The 16,640-nt window shown below is 60.6% G+C and carries 12 protein-coding genes; 7 read left to right on the forward strand and 5 right to left on the reverse strand.

What is annotated here, in order from left to right; all coding sequences use genetic code 11:
- Positions 1-55 precede the first annotated feature (55 nt).
- A complete protein-coding gene (locus J2S62_RS02235; RefSeq protein ID WP_310170853.1) occupies positions 56-670 on the reverse strand; it encodes a GerMN domain-containing protein in 615 nt (204 codons plus the stop codon).
- 160 nt (positions 671-830) lie between these two features.
- Between J2S62_RS02235 and mvk the strand changes: the two genes are divergently transcribed.
- The 7 genes from mvk to J2S62_RS02270 are packed head-to-tail and all read left to right on the forward strand — an operon-like array spanning position 831 to position 10,850.
- Entirely contained in the window at positions 831-1,949 is a 1,119-nt protein-coding gene (gene mvk, locus J2S62_RS02240) for a mevalonate kinase (RefSeq protein WP_310170856.1), read from the forward strand.
- On the forward strand, positions 1,950-2,921 hold the full coding sequence (mvaD, locus tag J2S62_RS02245) for a diphosphomevalonate decarboxylase (protein WP_310170859.1): 972 nt from the start codon (positions 1,950-1,952) through the stop codon (positions 2,919-2,921).
- On the forward strand, positions 2,918-4,009 hold the full coding sequence (locus J2S62_RS02250) for a phosphomevalonate kinase (protein ID WP_310170862.1): 1,092 nt from the start codon (positions 2,918-2,920) through the stop codon (positions 4,007-4,009). The genes mvaD and J2S62_RS02250 overlap by 4 nt, the downstream gene beginning before the upstream one ends.
- A 2-nt stretch (positions 4,010-4,011) precedes the next feature.
- Entirely contained in the window at positions 4,012-5,100 is a 1,089-nt protein-coding gene (gene fni, locus J2S62_RS02255; protein ID WP_310170864.1) for a type 2 isopentenyl-diphosphate Delta-isomerase, read from the forward strand.
- Between the two features lie 55 nt (positions 5,101-5,155).
- Positions 5,156-6,250 (forward strand): hydroxymethylglutaryl-CoA reductase, encoded by a 1,095-nt coding sequence (locus J2S62_RS02260; protein WP_310170866.1) that lies wholly within the window; start codon positions 5,156-5,158, stop codon positions 6,248-6,250.
- 14 nt (positions 6,251-6,264) lie between these two features.
- Complete coding sequence (locus J2S62_RS02265) at positions 6,265-7,413, forward strand: hydroxymethylglutaryl-CoA synthase (protein WP_310170868.1); 1,149 nt, start codon at positions 6,265-6,267, stop codon at positions 7,411-7,413.
- A complete protein-coding gene (locus tag J2S62_RS02270) occupies positions 7,410-10,850 on the forward strand; it encodes a DEAD/DEAH box helicase (protein ID WP_310170870.1) in 3,441 nt (1,146 codons plus the stop codon). The genes J2S62_RS02265 and J2S62_RS02270 overlap by 4 nt, the downstream gene beginning before the upstream one ends.
- 3 nt (positions 10,851-10,853) lie before the next feature.
- On the opposite strand, the gene J2S62_RS02275 is transcribed toward J2S62_RS02270, so the two are convergent.
- The 4 genes from J2S62_RS02275 to J2S62_RS02290 form a co-directional block, all read right to left on the reverse strand.
- Positions 10,854-12,701, reverse strand: coding sequence for an HNH endonuclease signature motif containing protein (locus tag J2S62_RS02275; protein WP_310170873.1), 1,848 nt, complete (start codon positions 12,699-12,701; stop codon positions 10,854-10,856).
- A gap of 378 nt (positions 12,702-13,079) precedes the next feature.
- Positions 13,080-13,940, reverse strand: coding sequence for an ABC transporter ATP-binding protein (locus J2S62_RS02280; protein ID WP_310170876.1), 861 nt, complete (start codon positions 13,938-13,940; stop codon positions 13,080-13,082).
- The gene (locus J2S62_RS02285) at positions 13,937-15,583 is read right to left on the reverse strand and encodes an ABC transporter permease (RefSeq protein WP_310175687.1); all 1,647 of its coding nucleotides are present in this window, start codon (positions 15,581-15,583) and stop codon (positions 13,937-13,939) included. The genes J2S62_RS02280 and J2S62_RS02285 overlap by 4 nt, the downstream gene beginning before the upstream one ends.
- Complete coding sequence (locus tag J2S62_RS02290; protein WP_310170879.1) at positions 15,583-16,614, reverse strand: thiamine ABC transporter substrate-binding protein; 1,032 nt, start codon at positions 16,612-16,614, stop codon at positions 15,583-15,585. The genes J2S62_RS02285 and J2S62_RS02290 overlap by 1 nt, the downstream gene beginning before the upstream one ends.
- Positions 16,615-16,640 lie beyond the last annotated feature (26 nt).

Below are 16,640 nucleotides of genomic sequence, written 5' to 3' on the forward strand. Positions count from 1 at the left end.
ACACCGGGTCTATATACTTTCAGCGCGCGAGTATTGATGCGGTGGTCCGCTGAAGCTACTCGTCGTCGGCGAGGGGCTCGGTATCAAATGGTTCCAGCCCCAAGACGTCGTTGAGTTCGGTGCCTTCGACGAGGACGCTGACGTCGTCGACCCCTGCGGCGGCGGCCGCTGTGCCATACAGTTGCGCTTGGACGCGATAGGCCTCGCAGTCGCTGCGAACCACGACATCGCCGGTCAGCTCAACGTCGACGGTGGTGCGGCCAACTTCTACGGAGGATAACTCAAGAGTTTCGGAGAGGGTCAGTGAGTTCGTCACCGACGGGGAGCCGTGATAATACTGCGAATCGTTGAGTAAGAATTCCACCGCGGCAGCCACGTGATCTTCTCGGGTGTCGGTTTCGATGGGCACCGTGTCGATGGTGACGAGCGTGTCGGAACAGCCAAATTCGATGCCGTCGACGCCGTCAGGGAAATGCGTGCCCGATTCGGCAACCATATTGACCTGCAACGGTTGAAAAGCATCATTGGGGTCAGGCGGTGCTGACGGGTCGGTCTCGGTGGTCTCAGTATCCGTGGTCCCATTGGCGGTGCTGTCAGCATCGGTTCCACATCCTGCGAGCAGTGCGGTACACACGACGGCAAGCGCTGGCAGGGTGGGAAAGGTTCTCAAGCTGGTTCTCCTACGTCCCGCAACGGGCACGGAAATGGTGTATCAGAAGCGATTGTAGCGCGGATTGTTCGCCGATCCGGTTAAACATTCGGCCCAAGCGGTCGGGTAGCTTAGAATAAATAGTTCAGATTTGTTTTGACTTTGAGGTTTCCACATACCGATGAGACATAGTGCACCACACGGTGACCTTTCTGGGACCGAGTCCCAGCGACCTGACACCGGGTACCAGCAGCATTCGGGCCGGGATCGATTCTCCGATCCCACATCCGGTGCGGGCGCGGCAAAAGTTACCGGCACTCCGGTGGAAACCGGACTGGGTTCAGCCCACGGCAAGGCCATCCTCTTAGGGGAGCACTCGGTGGTGTACGGAGCGCCCGCGATTGTGTTGCCTCTGCTCGATTTGCAAGCCACCGCATCCCTGCGGCGCACTCGTCGTGGGTATATCACCTCGGACTTGTACACGGGGCCGCTGGCGACCGCTCCCAAACATATGGCTCCCGTGTTGACTGCATTACGGGTCTCTGCTGAACAACTCGATGTTCGCGCTGACCGCGTGGACCTGATTTTGCGTTCGACGATCCCATTTGAACGCGGCCTGGGCTCGTCGGCGGCAACGTCTGCCGCGGTGGTGCGCGCCATGGCGAATCTTGCCGGGACGCGCCTGTCCGCCGCACAATTGCACGGGCTGATCCAAGAAGCCGAACACGTCGCCCATGGGACCTCCTCCGGGTTGGATGCCCACGCCGTGCAATCGATGACGCCGCTGCGGTTCCAACAGGGCAAACCCACCACCGTCAAAGTCGCCGATAAATTCACCTTCGTCATTGCCGACACCGGTACCTCGGGTTCGACCGCGGCCGCAGTGGACGGGGTAAAAATGCTGCGCGATATTCAACCGCGCGTCGTCGACCGGGTCGTGGAAGATCTCGCGAACCTGACCGATGACGTGGTCTACGCGTTAGGGATCGGCGACCCGATTCGCGTGGGGCAATCCATGCACGAAGCACACTCGCTGTTGGCCTACCTGGGTGTGTCGTCCCCGGCGTTGGATGCGCTGGTCGCAGCTGCCTTAGAAGCCGGCGCATACGGTGCCAAACTCACCGGGTCTGGTCTGGGCGGCTGTGTGTTGGCTGTTGTTCCCGACCAAGAACAAGCCGGTGACGTCGCCGCTGCCATGACCGCGGTCGGCGCGACCCGCACCTGGACGACCTCACTGATCCCCAACGACTTCGACCTGATGACGGCCCCGACTGCCCGGGTGTCCAAGGAGGACCGCTAAGTGGTCTCAGCTGCCCGCGCGCACCCCAATATCGCCCTGGTTAAATACTGGGGCAAAGCCGATGATGAACTGATCATCCCCGTGGCCGGGTCGATGTCTATGACGCTGGACAAATTCGCCACGACCACCCAGGTCGAACTGACAACCGACGCCGACCGGTTTGAACTCAACGGCACCGTGGCCGATGCCAAAGCCACCGGGCGAACCACCGCCTTCCTGGATCTCGTGCGAAACTTGGCCGCCGAGGCCGGCCTGGATACCGCCAACGCGAAAGCCAACGTCATCTCGGTCAACGAAGGCCCCACCGCCGCCGGTATGGCGTCCTCGGCATCCGGTTTCGCCGCCCTGGCAACCGCAGCGGCCGATGCCTACGGGCTCAAGCTGTCGCCCAAAGACCTCTCACGACTGGCCCGTCGCGGCTCGGGTTCGGCATCGCGGTCAATCATTGATCGGTTTGCGATCTGGCACGCCGGGACTTCCGACGCGACCAGTTACGCCGAAGCCATCGACGCCCCCGAGATGGCGATGGTCTCGGTGACCGTCAATGCCGCGGCCAAAAAAGTCTCATCGCGTGACGGTATGGTCGCAACGCGCCAGACCAGTCCCTACTACCAGGCCTGGATTGACGTAACAAAAACCACGCTGGATGAAATGGTGTTGGCCTGTGCGGCCAAAGACTTCACGCGCGTTGGCGAAATCACCGAAACTCACGCACACCGGATGCACGCCGTCATCAACGCAACCCACCCGCCCATCCGGTACTTGGCACCGGTGTCCTGGCAGGTCTTCGACGAGGTCGCCGCGATGCGCGAGGACGGGATCGAAGCGTATGCGACCGCTGATGCCGGACCCAACGTCGTCATCATTTGTCGCCCTGTTGACACCGACGCGGTTGCGGCACGAGTCGCCGAATACGGGCAGATTAACACGTTTGCTCCCGGACCCGGTGCGCACCTGGTGGACACTGCATGACGCAGCGTCTACCGTTCCGGGTCGCGGCCCCCGGCAAACTCTACGTGGCCGGAGAATACGCGGTGGTCACCCCGGGTCAACAGGCCATTTTGATTGCCGTGGATCGGTATGTGAGCGCCACCGTTACACCAGCCCAACCGGCTCAAACCGCGACCCCCACCGAGCAAGTCCTGGCCCACGACCACGGTGTCGCAGCCGCGGCGAACCGCAGCTTTGGGACAGATTATGCGCTGGCCGCCTGGTTGGTCATGGACGCACTGCGCGCCGAACGCGGCATCGATCCCATCCCCGTCGACCTGCATTTTGACTCCACGCTGCGCTCAGACACCGGGGAAAAATACGGGCTCGGCTCCTCCGGGGCTGCCACCATGGCCGTGATCACGGCCTTCAACGAGCTCTATGATCTCGGCCTGACCGTGACCGAAAAGCTCAAGCTCGGCATTCTGGCCTCGATCGAGATCTCCCCGCGTGCCTCGGGCGGTGACCTGGCAGCCGGCGCCCTGGGCGGCTGGGTGTACTACCAAGCACCAGACCGCGACCACCTGGCCCGGGTACTGTCCGACAACGTCTCGGTGACCGAAGCCATGACCGGCCCCGCCTGGCTTCCGATGCGCGCTCGTCGCATCCCCACCCCGTCCGAGGTTCAGGTGCTCATCGGTTGGACCGGCAGCCCCGCGGCCACCGACCACCTCGTCAGCCAAGCGACCACCAACGGCAACGGACTGGACTGGGACGCCGACTTCCTGCGCCCCTCGGCCGCCAACGTCAACAGCCTGCTCCTGGCGCTGGCCGAAGAAAAGTTTCCGCTGATCCACGCCGGGATTCGCACGGCCCGCAAACTCCTGGCTCGCATGGCCCACGACACCACCACGTTGGTCGAAACCCCCGCGCTGACCACGCTGATCGACACTGCCGAACGGTTCGCCGGCACCTCGGCCAAAACCTCCGGCGCCGGTGGGGGAGACTGCGGTATCGTCCTGGCGGAACCCTGGGTCAACGCTGACGACATTTACGCCGCCTGGCGCGACCACGGCATCCAGCCACTACCGCTTTCCGTGACCCAACTGGGTGCCGGACGCAAGGAGTAACGATGGCACAATCCCGCAAAGACGACCACATCCGGTTAGCCGCCGTCCAGCAAGAACAGCTCGCTGACACGCGCAATGCCTTCGACGACGTCGACTTCATCCACCACGCCCTAGCCGGCATCAATGAGGACGACGTAGATATCAGCGCCCAGTTCGGGCCCTGGACGATCCCGGCACCGATCTATATCAACGGCATGACCGGCGGGACCGACACCGCGCTACCCATTAACCGCGCACTGGCCCAAGCTGCAGCGGCCACCGGCATCCCGATGGCCTCCGGATCAGTAGCCGTCGCGCTAGAACAGCCCGAAACCGCCGGCTCATTTACCGTCATCCGCGAGCACAACCCGGATGGCATCGTCTGGGCCAACCTCGGCGCCGGCCGAACGCTGGACCACGCCAAAGCGGCCGTCGACCTGCTGGCCGCCGACGGACTACAAATCCACGTCAATCCCATCCAAGAAACCGTCATGCCGGAAGGCTCGCGCGACTTCGGTCAGTGGCTGGGCCTGATCGAAGACATCGTCGCGGGGCTCGATGTACCCGTCATCATCAAAGAAGTCGGCTTCGGTCTCAGCGCCAAAACCATCCAACAGCTCTACGACTTAGGCGTGCGCATCGTCGATGTAGCCGGCTCGGGCGGCACGAACTTTGCCCGGATTGAAAACGAACGCACCCCGCACCCCTCCAACGCCATTGACGTCCACGCCAAATGGGACTGGCTTGAACCCATGGGCCTGACTGCGGTCGACTGCCTGCTGGAAATGGCCCGTGTCCCAACCGACCTGACGGTGGTGGCCTCCGGCGGGGTCCGCAACCCCTTGGATGTTGTCCGCGCCCAAGCGCTGGGCGCACACGCCGTCGGACTAGCCGGCGCGATGCTGCGCGTGGCCATGTCGGACGGGGCCGAAGGCGTGACCGAAGTACTTAACCTGTTCAAAACCCGTATCCGTCAGGTGTACGCGCTCCTGGGGGCCGCCAACGCCCGCCAGTTGCGCGCAACCGATGTCATCATCACCGGAACCAGTGCCGAACGCGCCCGCGCGCGCAATATTGACGTCACACGGTTCGCTGATCGGTTCAGAATTTGACCCGACCGCCCGGTACCGTCCACAGTAAAGAGCACGTTACGTGAAAAGGAATGCCGTGATCGATCCAACGCCAATTGAACCCTCAAAGTCCACGTACAATGACACCTTCAGCACCGCCGTCCCCACCCGTTGGGTTGGTCCGCTGCGCATGACCGGTGCAGCCTTCGACGGCGTCGAAGAAGTTGACGTACCGCTGGCGACCTACGAAACCCCGCTGTGGCCATCCGTCGGACGTGGCGCAAAAATCTCGCGCATGCTGACCTCGGGCATCACCGCCACCGTCCACGATGAACGCATGACCCGCTCGGTGCTGTTCACCGCCTCGGACGCCGGCGCAGCACAAGCCGCAGCCGACACGATTGCCGCGCGTTTTGATGAGCTAGCCGAAATCGTCACCGCCGGCTCCCGGTATGCCCAACTCATTGAGGCACACCCCGAAATCGTCGGCAATCTGCTCTTTGTGCGGTTTGCTTACCTAACCGGCGACGCCTCGGGCCACAACATGACCACCGCAGCCTCCGATACGTTGATGTCGACCATTCTGTCGTGGAACATCGGACTGTCCTACGGTTCGATCTCGGGGAACTTCTGCACCGATAAAAAGGCTACCGCCGTCAACGGGATTCTGGGCCGCGGCAAGAAAGTCACCGCCGAGCTGATCATCCCGCACGACATCGTCGAGAACAACTTGCACACCACCGCCGACCAAGTCGTACAACTGGTAGTTACCAAAAACTACGTCGGCTCCAATGTGGCCGGCGCCATCCGCTCGGCCAACGCGCACTTTGCCAATATGCTCTTAGCGTTCTACTTAGCCACCGGCCAGGACGCAGCAAATATTGTAGAAGGATCCCAAGGATTCGTGTGGGCTGAGAACCGTGCCGAAGGCTTATACTTCGCTGTGACCCTACCCCATCTGATCGTTGGAACCGTGGGCAATGGCAAACATCTGCCCTACATTGAAGAGGCAATGGCGCGCATGGGCATCGGCCAACGTGGCGAACCCGGCGCAGATTCGCGTAGACTGGCAAGCTTGATTGCCGCTAGTGTCCTGGCGGGCGAACTGTCGCTGCTGGCAGCTCAAACCAACCCCGGCGAACTGATGGAAGCACACGTAGCCTACGAACGCTCGCAAGCACAGGCAGAATAATAAAGGAGTCATCGGTGAAAATAGGCATCCACGATTTGGAAGTCGCCACTTCCCACTACGTGTTGGACCTCGATACGCTGGCCGAACAGCAGAATATCGATCCCAATAAATACCATCTTGGCTTGGGCCAAGACACCTTCTCGATGCCTGCTCCCGATGAAGACATCATCACGATGGCGGCCGAAGCTGCTGCCACGTTGCTGGAACGCCACGAGGTGTCCAAGATCCGTCAGGTGCTGTTTGCTACTGAATCCTCGATCGATCAGTCTAAAGCCGCCGGCGTCTACCTCCACGAACTGCTCGGGCTACCCGCCAACGTGCGTTCTGTGGAATTGAAACAAGCCTGCTATTCGGGCACCGCGGCGCTGCAGATGGCCGTCAACGCCATTGCCCGTAACCCCGAAGAGCAGATCCTGGTCATTGCCTCCGACGTGGCACGCTACGCGCTGGACTCCGGGGGAGAACCAACCCAGGGGGCCGGTTCGGTGGCCATGCTGATTGCCGCCGACCCGAACCTGGTGGAAATCGAACCCGGCTCTGGCTTCCATACCTCTGATGTCAATGACTTCTGGCGTCCCAATGACTCCACCACGCCGTTTGTCGACGGTCAGCTTTCCCTGGATGCCTACCTCAACGCCACCAACGCGGCGTGGGACGACTTGGCGGCCCGTCGCGAGCTCGCCGTCGAGGACATTCACCGGTTCCTGCACCACCAGCCGTTCACCAAAATGGCACGCAAACAGCTTGCCGCACTGGCTGTGCACACCGGCACCGAGCTCTCCGATGACCTGATCGAAGAGTCGATGAGCTACAACCGCGCCCTGGGCAACACTTACACCGCGTCGTTATACTTCGCGCTGACCGCCCAGCTGCACAACAACGCCGACCTGGCCGGCAAGCGCCTGGGCTTCTTCTCATACGGCTCCGGCGCTGTGGCCGAGTTCTTCACCGGTGTGGTCCAAGAACAGTACCGCGACCACATCTACCCGCAGAACGTCGAGAAGCAGCTCGATAACCGGGTGAATCTGACCTACGACGAGTACCGCACGCTCCACGAGGGGTATGCGGCTACGTCGGAAACCTTTACGACCCCCAAAACGACCAATGCACCCTTCCGGTTGAGCGGCGTGACCGAACACCAGCGCCGCTACGAGGCACAGTGAGCTCTTACCCATTCGTTGACATTCAAACCGTCGCCGCAGCATTCGGCGATACGATGACCGAACGCGGCCGCAATTACGCCGCGCAAGATCGTGTTCTCACGCTGAAATTCAACGAAGAATCCGGCAGGCTGGTCGGCCGAGTGCGCGGCTCCGAAGACAAAATCTGGCGGGCATCCGTCACCCTGCGGCAAACTGAGCGCAGCCTGGGCGGTATCCCCGTCTGGGACGTCGAGTGGGCGTCGTGCAGCTGCCCCGTCGGCGTTGACTGTAAACACGGTGCCGCCCTGGTGTTTGAAACCAATCACCGCGCCGTCGCGTCCTCCGATGTGCTCACCGCTGCCGACCTAGAAACTCCCGAAGCCGCCGACGACGCAGACCACGGCATTCCCGGGCTGTCCTGGCGACAAGTGGTCCAAGAACTGCTGCCCACCATCGACTCGAATCAAGACTTCACCGACGTCGCGCTCGGGGTCGAGATCGATGCGCTGCATTCCGAACCCGCGGGCTACCGGACCCGTTTTGCATGGCGGGAGGCCACTTCCGAGGATCTGGAGAATCGCAACGATCTGACCGTGCGGTTGCGCCCGCTGCGGGTCGGTGCCCGGGGTGGTTGGATCAAAGGCAATATGAACTGGACGCTGTTCGATCTGCCGTTCCACCAGTCATCCCACACCGACTTCCAGTTCCTGCCCGACCAACACGACGCCCTCCACGAACTTAACCGGCTCTACACCACCTCGGTGTCGTCGTTGGGTTCGACCGATGTGATCACCCTGGCCACGATCAACATGCCCCAGCTGTGGGACATCATGGCCAAAATCGACAACGCCGGCATCCCGTTGGTGCCGCTGCAAAAGATCATCAACCGTGTGTCCATCACCGAACCGGCGCGTATCATCTTCGACGCGACCGAAACCGAAACCGACGACGTCGCACTGTCTATCCGGGCCCAACTTCCCACCGAAGCCGTCGAACCATCCGGCACGTTAGGCGCCATCGGACTGTACACGATCGATTATTATCCCGATGCGGGCACCGCTGATATCAATGTGCTGCCGTTGGAACAGCCCCTGACCCGGACCGTCATGGACCTCATCGAGTCGCCCGAACCGATGGTCATCCCAGCCGGAGATACCGAAGAGTTCTTCGACAATGTCTACCCAATACTGGCCGGGGTGATTCCGCTGGCCAGCCAGGACCAGTCCGTCGAGCTGCCAGAAATCCCACCGTCTACGCTGGAACTGACTCTGGAATACTACCAGGCAACTCACCAGGGCGAACGGCAAGACCACGTGCGTATTTCCTCACGCTGGGATTATTTGGGGACCGAAGATCAAACCGAACACCGCCAACAGGTACTCGACAGCATCTCCGACGAACTCGAGCTCAGCGCTGTCCCCGGAAAGACCACGCTCATCGGTGCCGCAGCCGCACGATTTGTCGACGAAGCGCTGCCGATCATCCAGCAGCGCCCCTATGTGCGCATTGTCGAAACCGAAGACCGACCGGCCTACACTCGACTCACCGGTGATCCTCACATCGTCATCAACGCCACCCAGTCGGAGAAAAACGACTGGTTCGATCTGGGGTTCCAAGTCACGATCGAAGAACGCACTATTCCGTTCCGTCAGCTTTTCATTGCGCTGGTGCGAAACCAAGACAGCCTGCTGCTGACCGATGGCACATATTTTTCACTGAACCACCCGGCCTTCGAGCCGTTGCGCAAGCTGCTCGAAGAGGCTTCGACGCTGGATGACTTTGGTGCCGATAATCCTTCGATTTCGCGCTTTAACGCCTCGCTGCTGGAAGATGCCGAAGACGTTGCCGATACGTTCCATGCCGATCCAACGATCGTCGAGTGGCAAAAAGCGCTTGCGGTATTGCGCAACGCCGACGACATTCCAGCGTTGGACACGCCACCCACGCTGCAGGCGGACCTTCGTGATTACCAGCACGAAGGTTATGAATGGTTGTCTTACCTCTATGATCTGGGGTTGGGCGGTATCCTCGCCGACGACATGGGGCTGGGCAAAACGGTGCAGACGCTGGCCATGATCGCTCGTGCGAAAGAACTCGGCGAAGAGGACCCGTTTTTGGTGATCGCTCCGTCGTCGGTATTGACCGTGTGGCGTGATGAGGTTGAACGGTTTGCGCCGCATCTGAAGGTCGCCGTCGTGGATGTATCGAATCTGCGTCGTACCGAATCGATTAAGGCCATCCGGCATCGGGCCGATATTTTGGTTACGTCCTATGCGATTGCACGGTTAGATGAGGATTATCTCGCCGAACAGGACTGGGCCGGGCTGATCCTCGATGAAGCCCAGTTCGTGAAAAACCACCAGACGAAGGCGCATCGCGCTATTCGGAATTTCCGGGCTGGCTTCAAGCTGGCTATCACCGGTACTCCGATGGAGAATACGCTGGCTGATTTGTGGTCGATTTTCCGGTTGGTGGTACCGGGGATGTTGCCGCGGTACTCCAAGTTCCGGGATGATTTCTTGCGGCCGATCGAGGCGGGCCAGCGGGTGGCTCGTACAGAACCGGGTACGTCGGATGAAGAACGTGCCGACCAACAAACGCGATCTCGCGAAGCGATGGCCAAGCTCCGCACGAAGATCCGGCCGTTTATGCTGCGTCGTACAAAAGAATCTGTTGCAGCTGAGTTGCCGGACAAACAAGAGATGGTGCTGCAGGTCCCAATGGAGCCGGAACACGATAAGTTGTATCAGCAGATTCTGCAGCGCGAACGCAAGAATGTGTTGAACCTTGTGACGGACATGGAATCGAATCGGATGTCGATTTTCCGTTCGTTGACGCTCATGCGCATGCTGGCTTTGGATCCGGCGATTGTCGACGATGAGTACGCGCATGTCCCATCTTCGAAGCTCAATGAGCTCATGTCGCGTTTGTCTGAGATTCTGCCGGAAGGCCACCGAGTGCTGATCTTCTCGCAATTCACCTCATTCTTGGCGCGCTTAGGTCAAGAGCTGGACGGACAGGACATTGAGTATGCCTACCTGGATGGGTCTACTCGTGATCGCGGTGCCGTTGTGGATCAGTTCCGTTCCGGGGAGGCACCGGTGTTCCTGATTTCCTTGCGTGCCGGCGGGTTTGGTCTCACACTCACTGAGGCTGATTATGTCTTCCTCTTGGATCCGTGGTGGAACCCTGCGGTCGAGGCTCAAGCTGTCGACCGTGCGCACCGCATTGGCCAGGACAAGAATGTCATGGTCTATCGGATGGTGTCGAAGGGTTCGATCGAAGAAAAAGTCCTGGCACTGCAGCAGCAGAAAGTTGAGATGTTTGATGCTTTGACCGAGGACGATACCGCATTCTCCTCCAACGTCACGGCTGAAGACATCCGTGCTCTGTTTGACGATAGTCCAGTTGATCTCGAAGAGATACAAGCCGGTGCCACAACCGGTTCAGACAGCTAGTTCTCATAACGCCCAGTAGAGGTTGCGCAGTAAGGGTTGGGTGGGATCTAACCAGGGTGCTGGTTGGAAGAACGTGGTCCCGTGGTGTTTGCGGATTTTCCATTTGCCGTTGTGGACCGCCCCGTGGTGGTGGGCACACAGGGTGATGGCGTTGTCGACGTTGGTGGTGCCGTTGTTGAGCCATTCCACAATGTGGTGGATTTGGCAGTAGACGGCTGGCACGGTGCAGCCGGGGGCTTGGCAGCCACGGTCCCGCGCTAGAATGGCCCGACGTTGGGTGGGGGTAAAGAGCCTGTGGGCTCGGTGTTGGGCGAGGACTTCGTGGTGGCTGTTCCAGATTTGGCCCACGAGTTTACTGTCACAAGCTAATGGAGCAATGTCAGCAGGGCGCATGGCGCCGATGTTCACGGCCTCCGACATAAACTGAGTCCACGATGGTGGGGAGTGGCCCCGGGTGTGATCGGGATTCAAACATACCGGCTCGTGATCGGGATTCGGACGCGTGATGATCGGTGGTAACACTCCGGCGGCTTGGGGTGGTCGTCGCACCGCCTCCGGGAGAGCACCGACTCCGAGGGTTTCATAGGCTGTCTGGATGTCTTGGACGATCATCAACTGCGCTGCGGCGCCGTGGGCTTTCTTGACGCCGAGGTCCTTGGGATCCATCGTCAACAAGTTTTGAAACATGCCAATGATAATGGCTGCTAACCGCTGACCGGTGGTGAGCGGGTCGATAGTCGCCGTCTTTTCAGCTGAGAGGGTGGCGCCCTGAGGGTCTTCAGCTTGAGCATCCGGATCCGGGCTAGATGTCAGGTCGTTGAGGTCATTGACGGCTGCCGCCGGGTCAGGTGCTTCCTGGTCGTCGGTGGCTAGCAGGTCCAGGACCTCTTGGGGGATCTCGACCGGGGTGCCATTGAAATTCAGCTGATGCAGGGACCAGTTTTTAAAGGCCGCATACACCGCCGGGGTGGCATGCATGCTGATTTTGCCGGACCCATCGGCCAGGTTCTGGGTGCGAAGCGCGTTGTCGGGTTGTTTGCGCAGCGCATCGGATACCAGGGGCCCGTCAGGGTCGATCGCGTGGGCGATTTTGTTGGCCCATCGGGTTTTGGCTTCGGAGAGTTCATCGGGAGTCAGAGTCTCGGCGGCATCGACCAGAGCGTCTTCAAAGGCCAGCAGGATGTCGCGTTTGATCCCGGGGAGGGCCTTGGTTTTGTGCACGTACTTGGTGAGATCTTTGTCCATGCTGATGATGCGGTCGAGGTTTTCGCCGGAAATCTTGCCTTCGGCAAAGGATTCAGCGACTTTGAGCAAATTGGGCTGATAGGCCGCCAACGCGGGATTTTTGCCCGAGGCCCAGGTGACATACGGGACCCGATCATGAATCTTCGTCGTCTGAGCTGATGAGAGTTTCAGCACTTCCCGGAAGTACACCTGCCCATTTTTATATCCTTTGACCCCGTCGGGAGTCCCTAACAATGCGGCTTGGTCGCCCAGGGCTGGTTCCAGATGAGCGGCGAAATGTGTGAGGATCGCATCGGTGGCTCGCTGCTGGTGGCGCACCATATGGGCAATGCCCGGCAGCGAATCATAATAGTTATCTGGCGGTATTGGCACCGCACCGGGTGCAGTCGCGGACTTGAATCCGCTCCAGTCCTCTCCAGAGGCCGTCACAAATCGGGCGAAGTCACCAGCTGCCGCCGGATCGGCCATCCGCTGTGCGGCCACGTCGGCGAAGAAGGCTGCAGCGTAGACGGCTTCGCCCACACTCATGTCATCGGCAGCTGCCGGGTCAAACGCTGGCGAGGACACCGGGGAGCCAATGTTGGGCAAGATCTGGGTGGTATCCATCAACGGGTCCTTTCGACAAGCACCGATCAGTGACAAGAAAACATCAACAGCGAAGAGGAAACGAAGGGGCGAAGAATAGAAGGGAAACGGGTTGAGGTATGCCCCTATTCTACCCGCCCACCGTGATCCATTCAACAGTTTTGAAGAAGTTAATGTGATTGTTATGCATGTATTTGTCGGTATATATCATACAGGTGGGACACGATATGGGTGTGTTATTCGTTTTGTGGATAACGCATAGGCGGCGAAGACTTTTCCACATTTCGCCGCGACACGGTTGCGGGAACAGGTTTTATGTTTTCGGCAGACCAGAGTATTGAGCTGCTTGCATCTGATCGGGCAATGCTGCGTGAGAACCACAGCGGACGAAACGATAACCTACCGACTCAGATTGACCGTTACGGTATCCCCAACAACACCCTGGCGTCCCGGGAGCACCACGAGACGATCAACGATCTCAATCGTCGTCGAATCATCACTGACCGCGGTCACAACGCCGCTGACTTCACCAAGACCACCCAATAAGCTCGCTACGGATTCGGACAGTTTGGACACGTCCAGCTCCGGGACCGGACCAAGGTCCTGAATTTGTCCGTGTTCAACCACCGCGATGCGGTCTGCCACGGTCGTGGCCTCGGCTGGGTCATGCGTGACGTAAATGGCTGACGTTCCGGTGCGCTTTAATAACTCTCGGATATCCACAGCTAAGCGCTGCCGTAACCCACGATCCAGGGCGGAAAGCGGCTCATCGAATAAAATGACCGATGGGCGAATGACCAAGCATCGCGCCAATGCAACACGTTGTGCCTGCCCACCAGATAATTCCGTTATCGCCCGGTCGGCGAGCTCAGCAATGTCGACCATTTCTAAGACCTCAGCCACGCGACGACGTCGTTGCGCAGCTGGTACGCGGGCGGCTTCAAGCCCGTAAGCGACGTTGCCGGCCACACTGCGGTGCGGAAATAATTGTGCGTCCTGGAAAACCATGGTGCAGTCGCGACGGTGCGGCGGCATGTGGTAACGGCCCTCGTCGTCGGCAATTTCCCCGGCGATCTTGACGGTGCCGGCGTGCGGGTGCTGCAGTCCGGCGATGAGCCGTAACAGGGTCGACTTGCCGGCACCCGAGGCGCCAAGCACCCCGAGAATCTCACCCTTGGCGACCGTCAGCTCAGCCCCGGCGAAGACTTGGTTGCCATTGGGATAGCCCAGGTGAATATTGATCAGTTCGATGGCGGTCATGAGGTGCTCCTGATGGTGCGTGGGCGGATGCGTTCGCCCAGGAGTAACGCGATGGCGGCGACGACACCTAAGACGACGGCGGCGGCCAGGGCCATGCCGAAGTTGTCGGCGCCGGGGCGAGACAGCAGCCGCACGATGTAAACGGGCAGGGTTTGGTAATCGGGGGAGGCCAGGAAACTCGTGGCACCGAATTCGCCCAGGGAAACCGAAAAGCTCAGGCCCGCGGCGAGTCCGACGGCGCGCAACAGATACGGGCCGTCGATGGTGCGAAAGACCCGAGCGGGGGATGCGCCTAGTACAGCCGCGGCGTGTCGTTGTCGCGGGTCGACGGCGGTCAGAATGGGGATGAGGCTGCGCACTACCAGCGGCAGCGCGACGACGGCTTGGGCCAGCGGCACGAACACCCCAGATTGTCCCAGCCCCGGATCCCATGCGTGGATCGAGACCAAGAAACCAAACCCGATCGTGACCGAGGAGACGCCCATCGGCAACATGATAAATACATCTAGCCATTGCTGTGCACGCGAGAGCAGACGACTCTTGACCCGCCGGGTCAGCACAAGCGCAATGAGGATCGAAACCACCAAACAGATCATGGTGGCATCCAGGGCGATTTTCAGGGAGTGCTCGAGCGCTTGGGCAGCCGTCGCGCCGCCGGCAAAACCGGTCCCCGGGGAAGTAACCAGCAGCCGGTAGTTGTGCAGCCCGTAACCGCCATCACCGTCGGCAAGCGAGCGCTCGACCAGGCTGAACATGGGCCACAGGATGATGACCACGACCGCAAACATCGTCACGGACAACGGCAACCAGTCGGCTCGGGTGATGTTTTGGCGATGGGGCTGTTGCAGGCGCAGGGCGGTCGTGGTGTGGTGGGCCAGCCGCTGGGTGAGCCAGACCGATGCCAGGACGAACACGACCTGCAGCGCCGAGAAGACCGCGGCGGTGCGCAGGTCCAGGAAGGTTTGGGTTTGGCGGAAGACTTCGGTTTCGAGTGTGCCCACGCCGGGCGTGCCCAGGGTGCGCACCAGCGAATACGCGGTGGAACAATACAGAAAAACCAGCCCGGCCGAGGCGCCGATGGCGGGTGTCAGTGCCGGTAGGGTGATGGTGCAAAACGCGCGAGCTCGGGAGGCGCCGAGACTGCGGGCGGCTTCGACGGTGCGCGGGTCCAACATCTGCCATAACCCACCCACCTGCCGGGCGATCAGGCTGATGTTGAAAAACACCATGGCTGCGATGACGGCCCACGTCGTCTGGTCCAGCCCTAAAAACCCCAGCGGGCCGTTGGGGCCCAGTAGGGCGCGGAAGGCCACTCCGACCACGACGGTGGGTAACACGAAGGGGACCAGGGTGATGGATCGCAGGATGGTGCGACCCGGAAAATCGGTGCGGTACAAAATATAGGCCGCGGGAATACCGAAGAGCGCCGAGCCGATGGTGCCGCCCAGGGCCATCACCAGCGTGTGACCGGCGATGTCCCAGGTGCGCCCGGTGGTCAAGACCTCACCAAATCTGCTCAGATCGAGCGCGCCGGCGTCGTCGGTGATACCGCGCAGCAGCATCGCTCCGACGGGCCAGGCGAAGAAGATGGTGAGGAAGGTGAGGATTAGCGCGACGGCGGCACCCCACCCCAGGCGGGTCATCACGAGCTATGGTTTTCGTATACTTCGGTCCAGTCGGTCAGCCACTGATCACGGTTGTCGGCGACTTCGGCTTCGTCAACGGTGATCGGGTCCTCGGCGAGTTCAGCGTAGGTGGCCCATTCCTCGGGCAGTTCAACCGAGTCATCGACGGGGTACATGTACATTTCTTCGGGCAGGGTTTCTTGGAATTCGGTGCTGAGCAGGAACTCGATGAACGCCCGGGCGCCGTCGGGGTTGGCGCCATCGGCCAACACACCGGCGTATTCGACCTGTTGGGTGCAGGTGCCCAGAATCGAGGACGTGCGGCCCTCTTCGGCCGACGGGGAGGACGAGTAGCTGAGCACCAGTGGATACTCGCCGTCACCAGCAGCCGTGAAATCCGAGTAGTAGGCATCCGACCAGCCGCCGGCGACCTTGGTGCCGTTATCCAGCAGGTCTTGCCAGTAGCGCTGCCAGTCGTCCTGATCGGCTATCGTGGCGACCAGAAATGCCAGGCCCGGTGAGGATGCGGTCGGGTCGGTCGTGACGAACAGGCCCTCGTAGTCCGGGTCGGTCAGATCGTCGAGTGTTTCGGGCGGGGTGAGGCCCTGGTCGTCGAACCACTCGTTGTCCATGTTGACACAGACTTGCCCGTGGTCGATGGGTGCCAGGTGGCCGTCGGTATCGGAGGCGACCGTGAACTCTTCGGCTGAACCCAACTGGACGTCGTGAGTGGTCAGCATGTCTTCGGCCAGCAGAGTTTCGGCCGAGTAGTTATCGATGCCGTACACCCCGTCGACGGTGGGGTTGTCCTGCTGCAGGATCAGTTGGTTCAACACCGCCCCGGCATCCCCGGGGGAGGTCGTGGTCACGCTGTACCCGGAATCTTCCTCGAAGGCCGTGACGAGTTCTTCGGGCACATTGAACGAGTCGTGGGTCATGATGGTGACCGAGGCTTGCGCATCGTCGTCCGCGTCGGGGGCCTGGTCTGCGACCGAGCAACCGGCCAGTCCGAGCACGGCGGCGACCGTCAGTGGTAACACTTTTTTCATTGGTTCCTCCTGTGTGCATAGGAGGG

Source organism: Enteractinococcus fodinae (assembly GCF_031458395.1).
Lineage (GTDB): Bacteria > Actinomycetota > Actinomycetes > Actinomycetales > Micrococcaceae > Yaniella > Yaniella fodinae.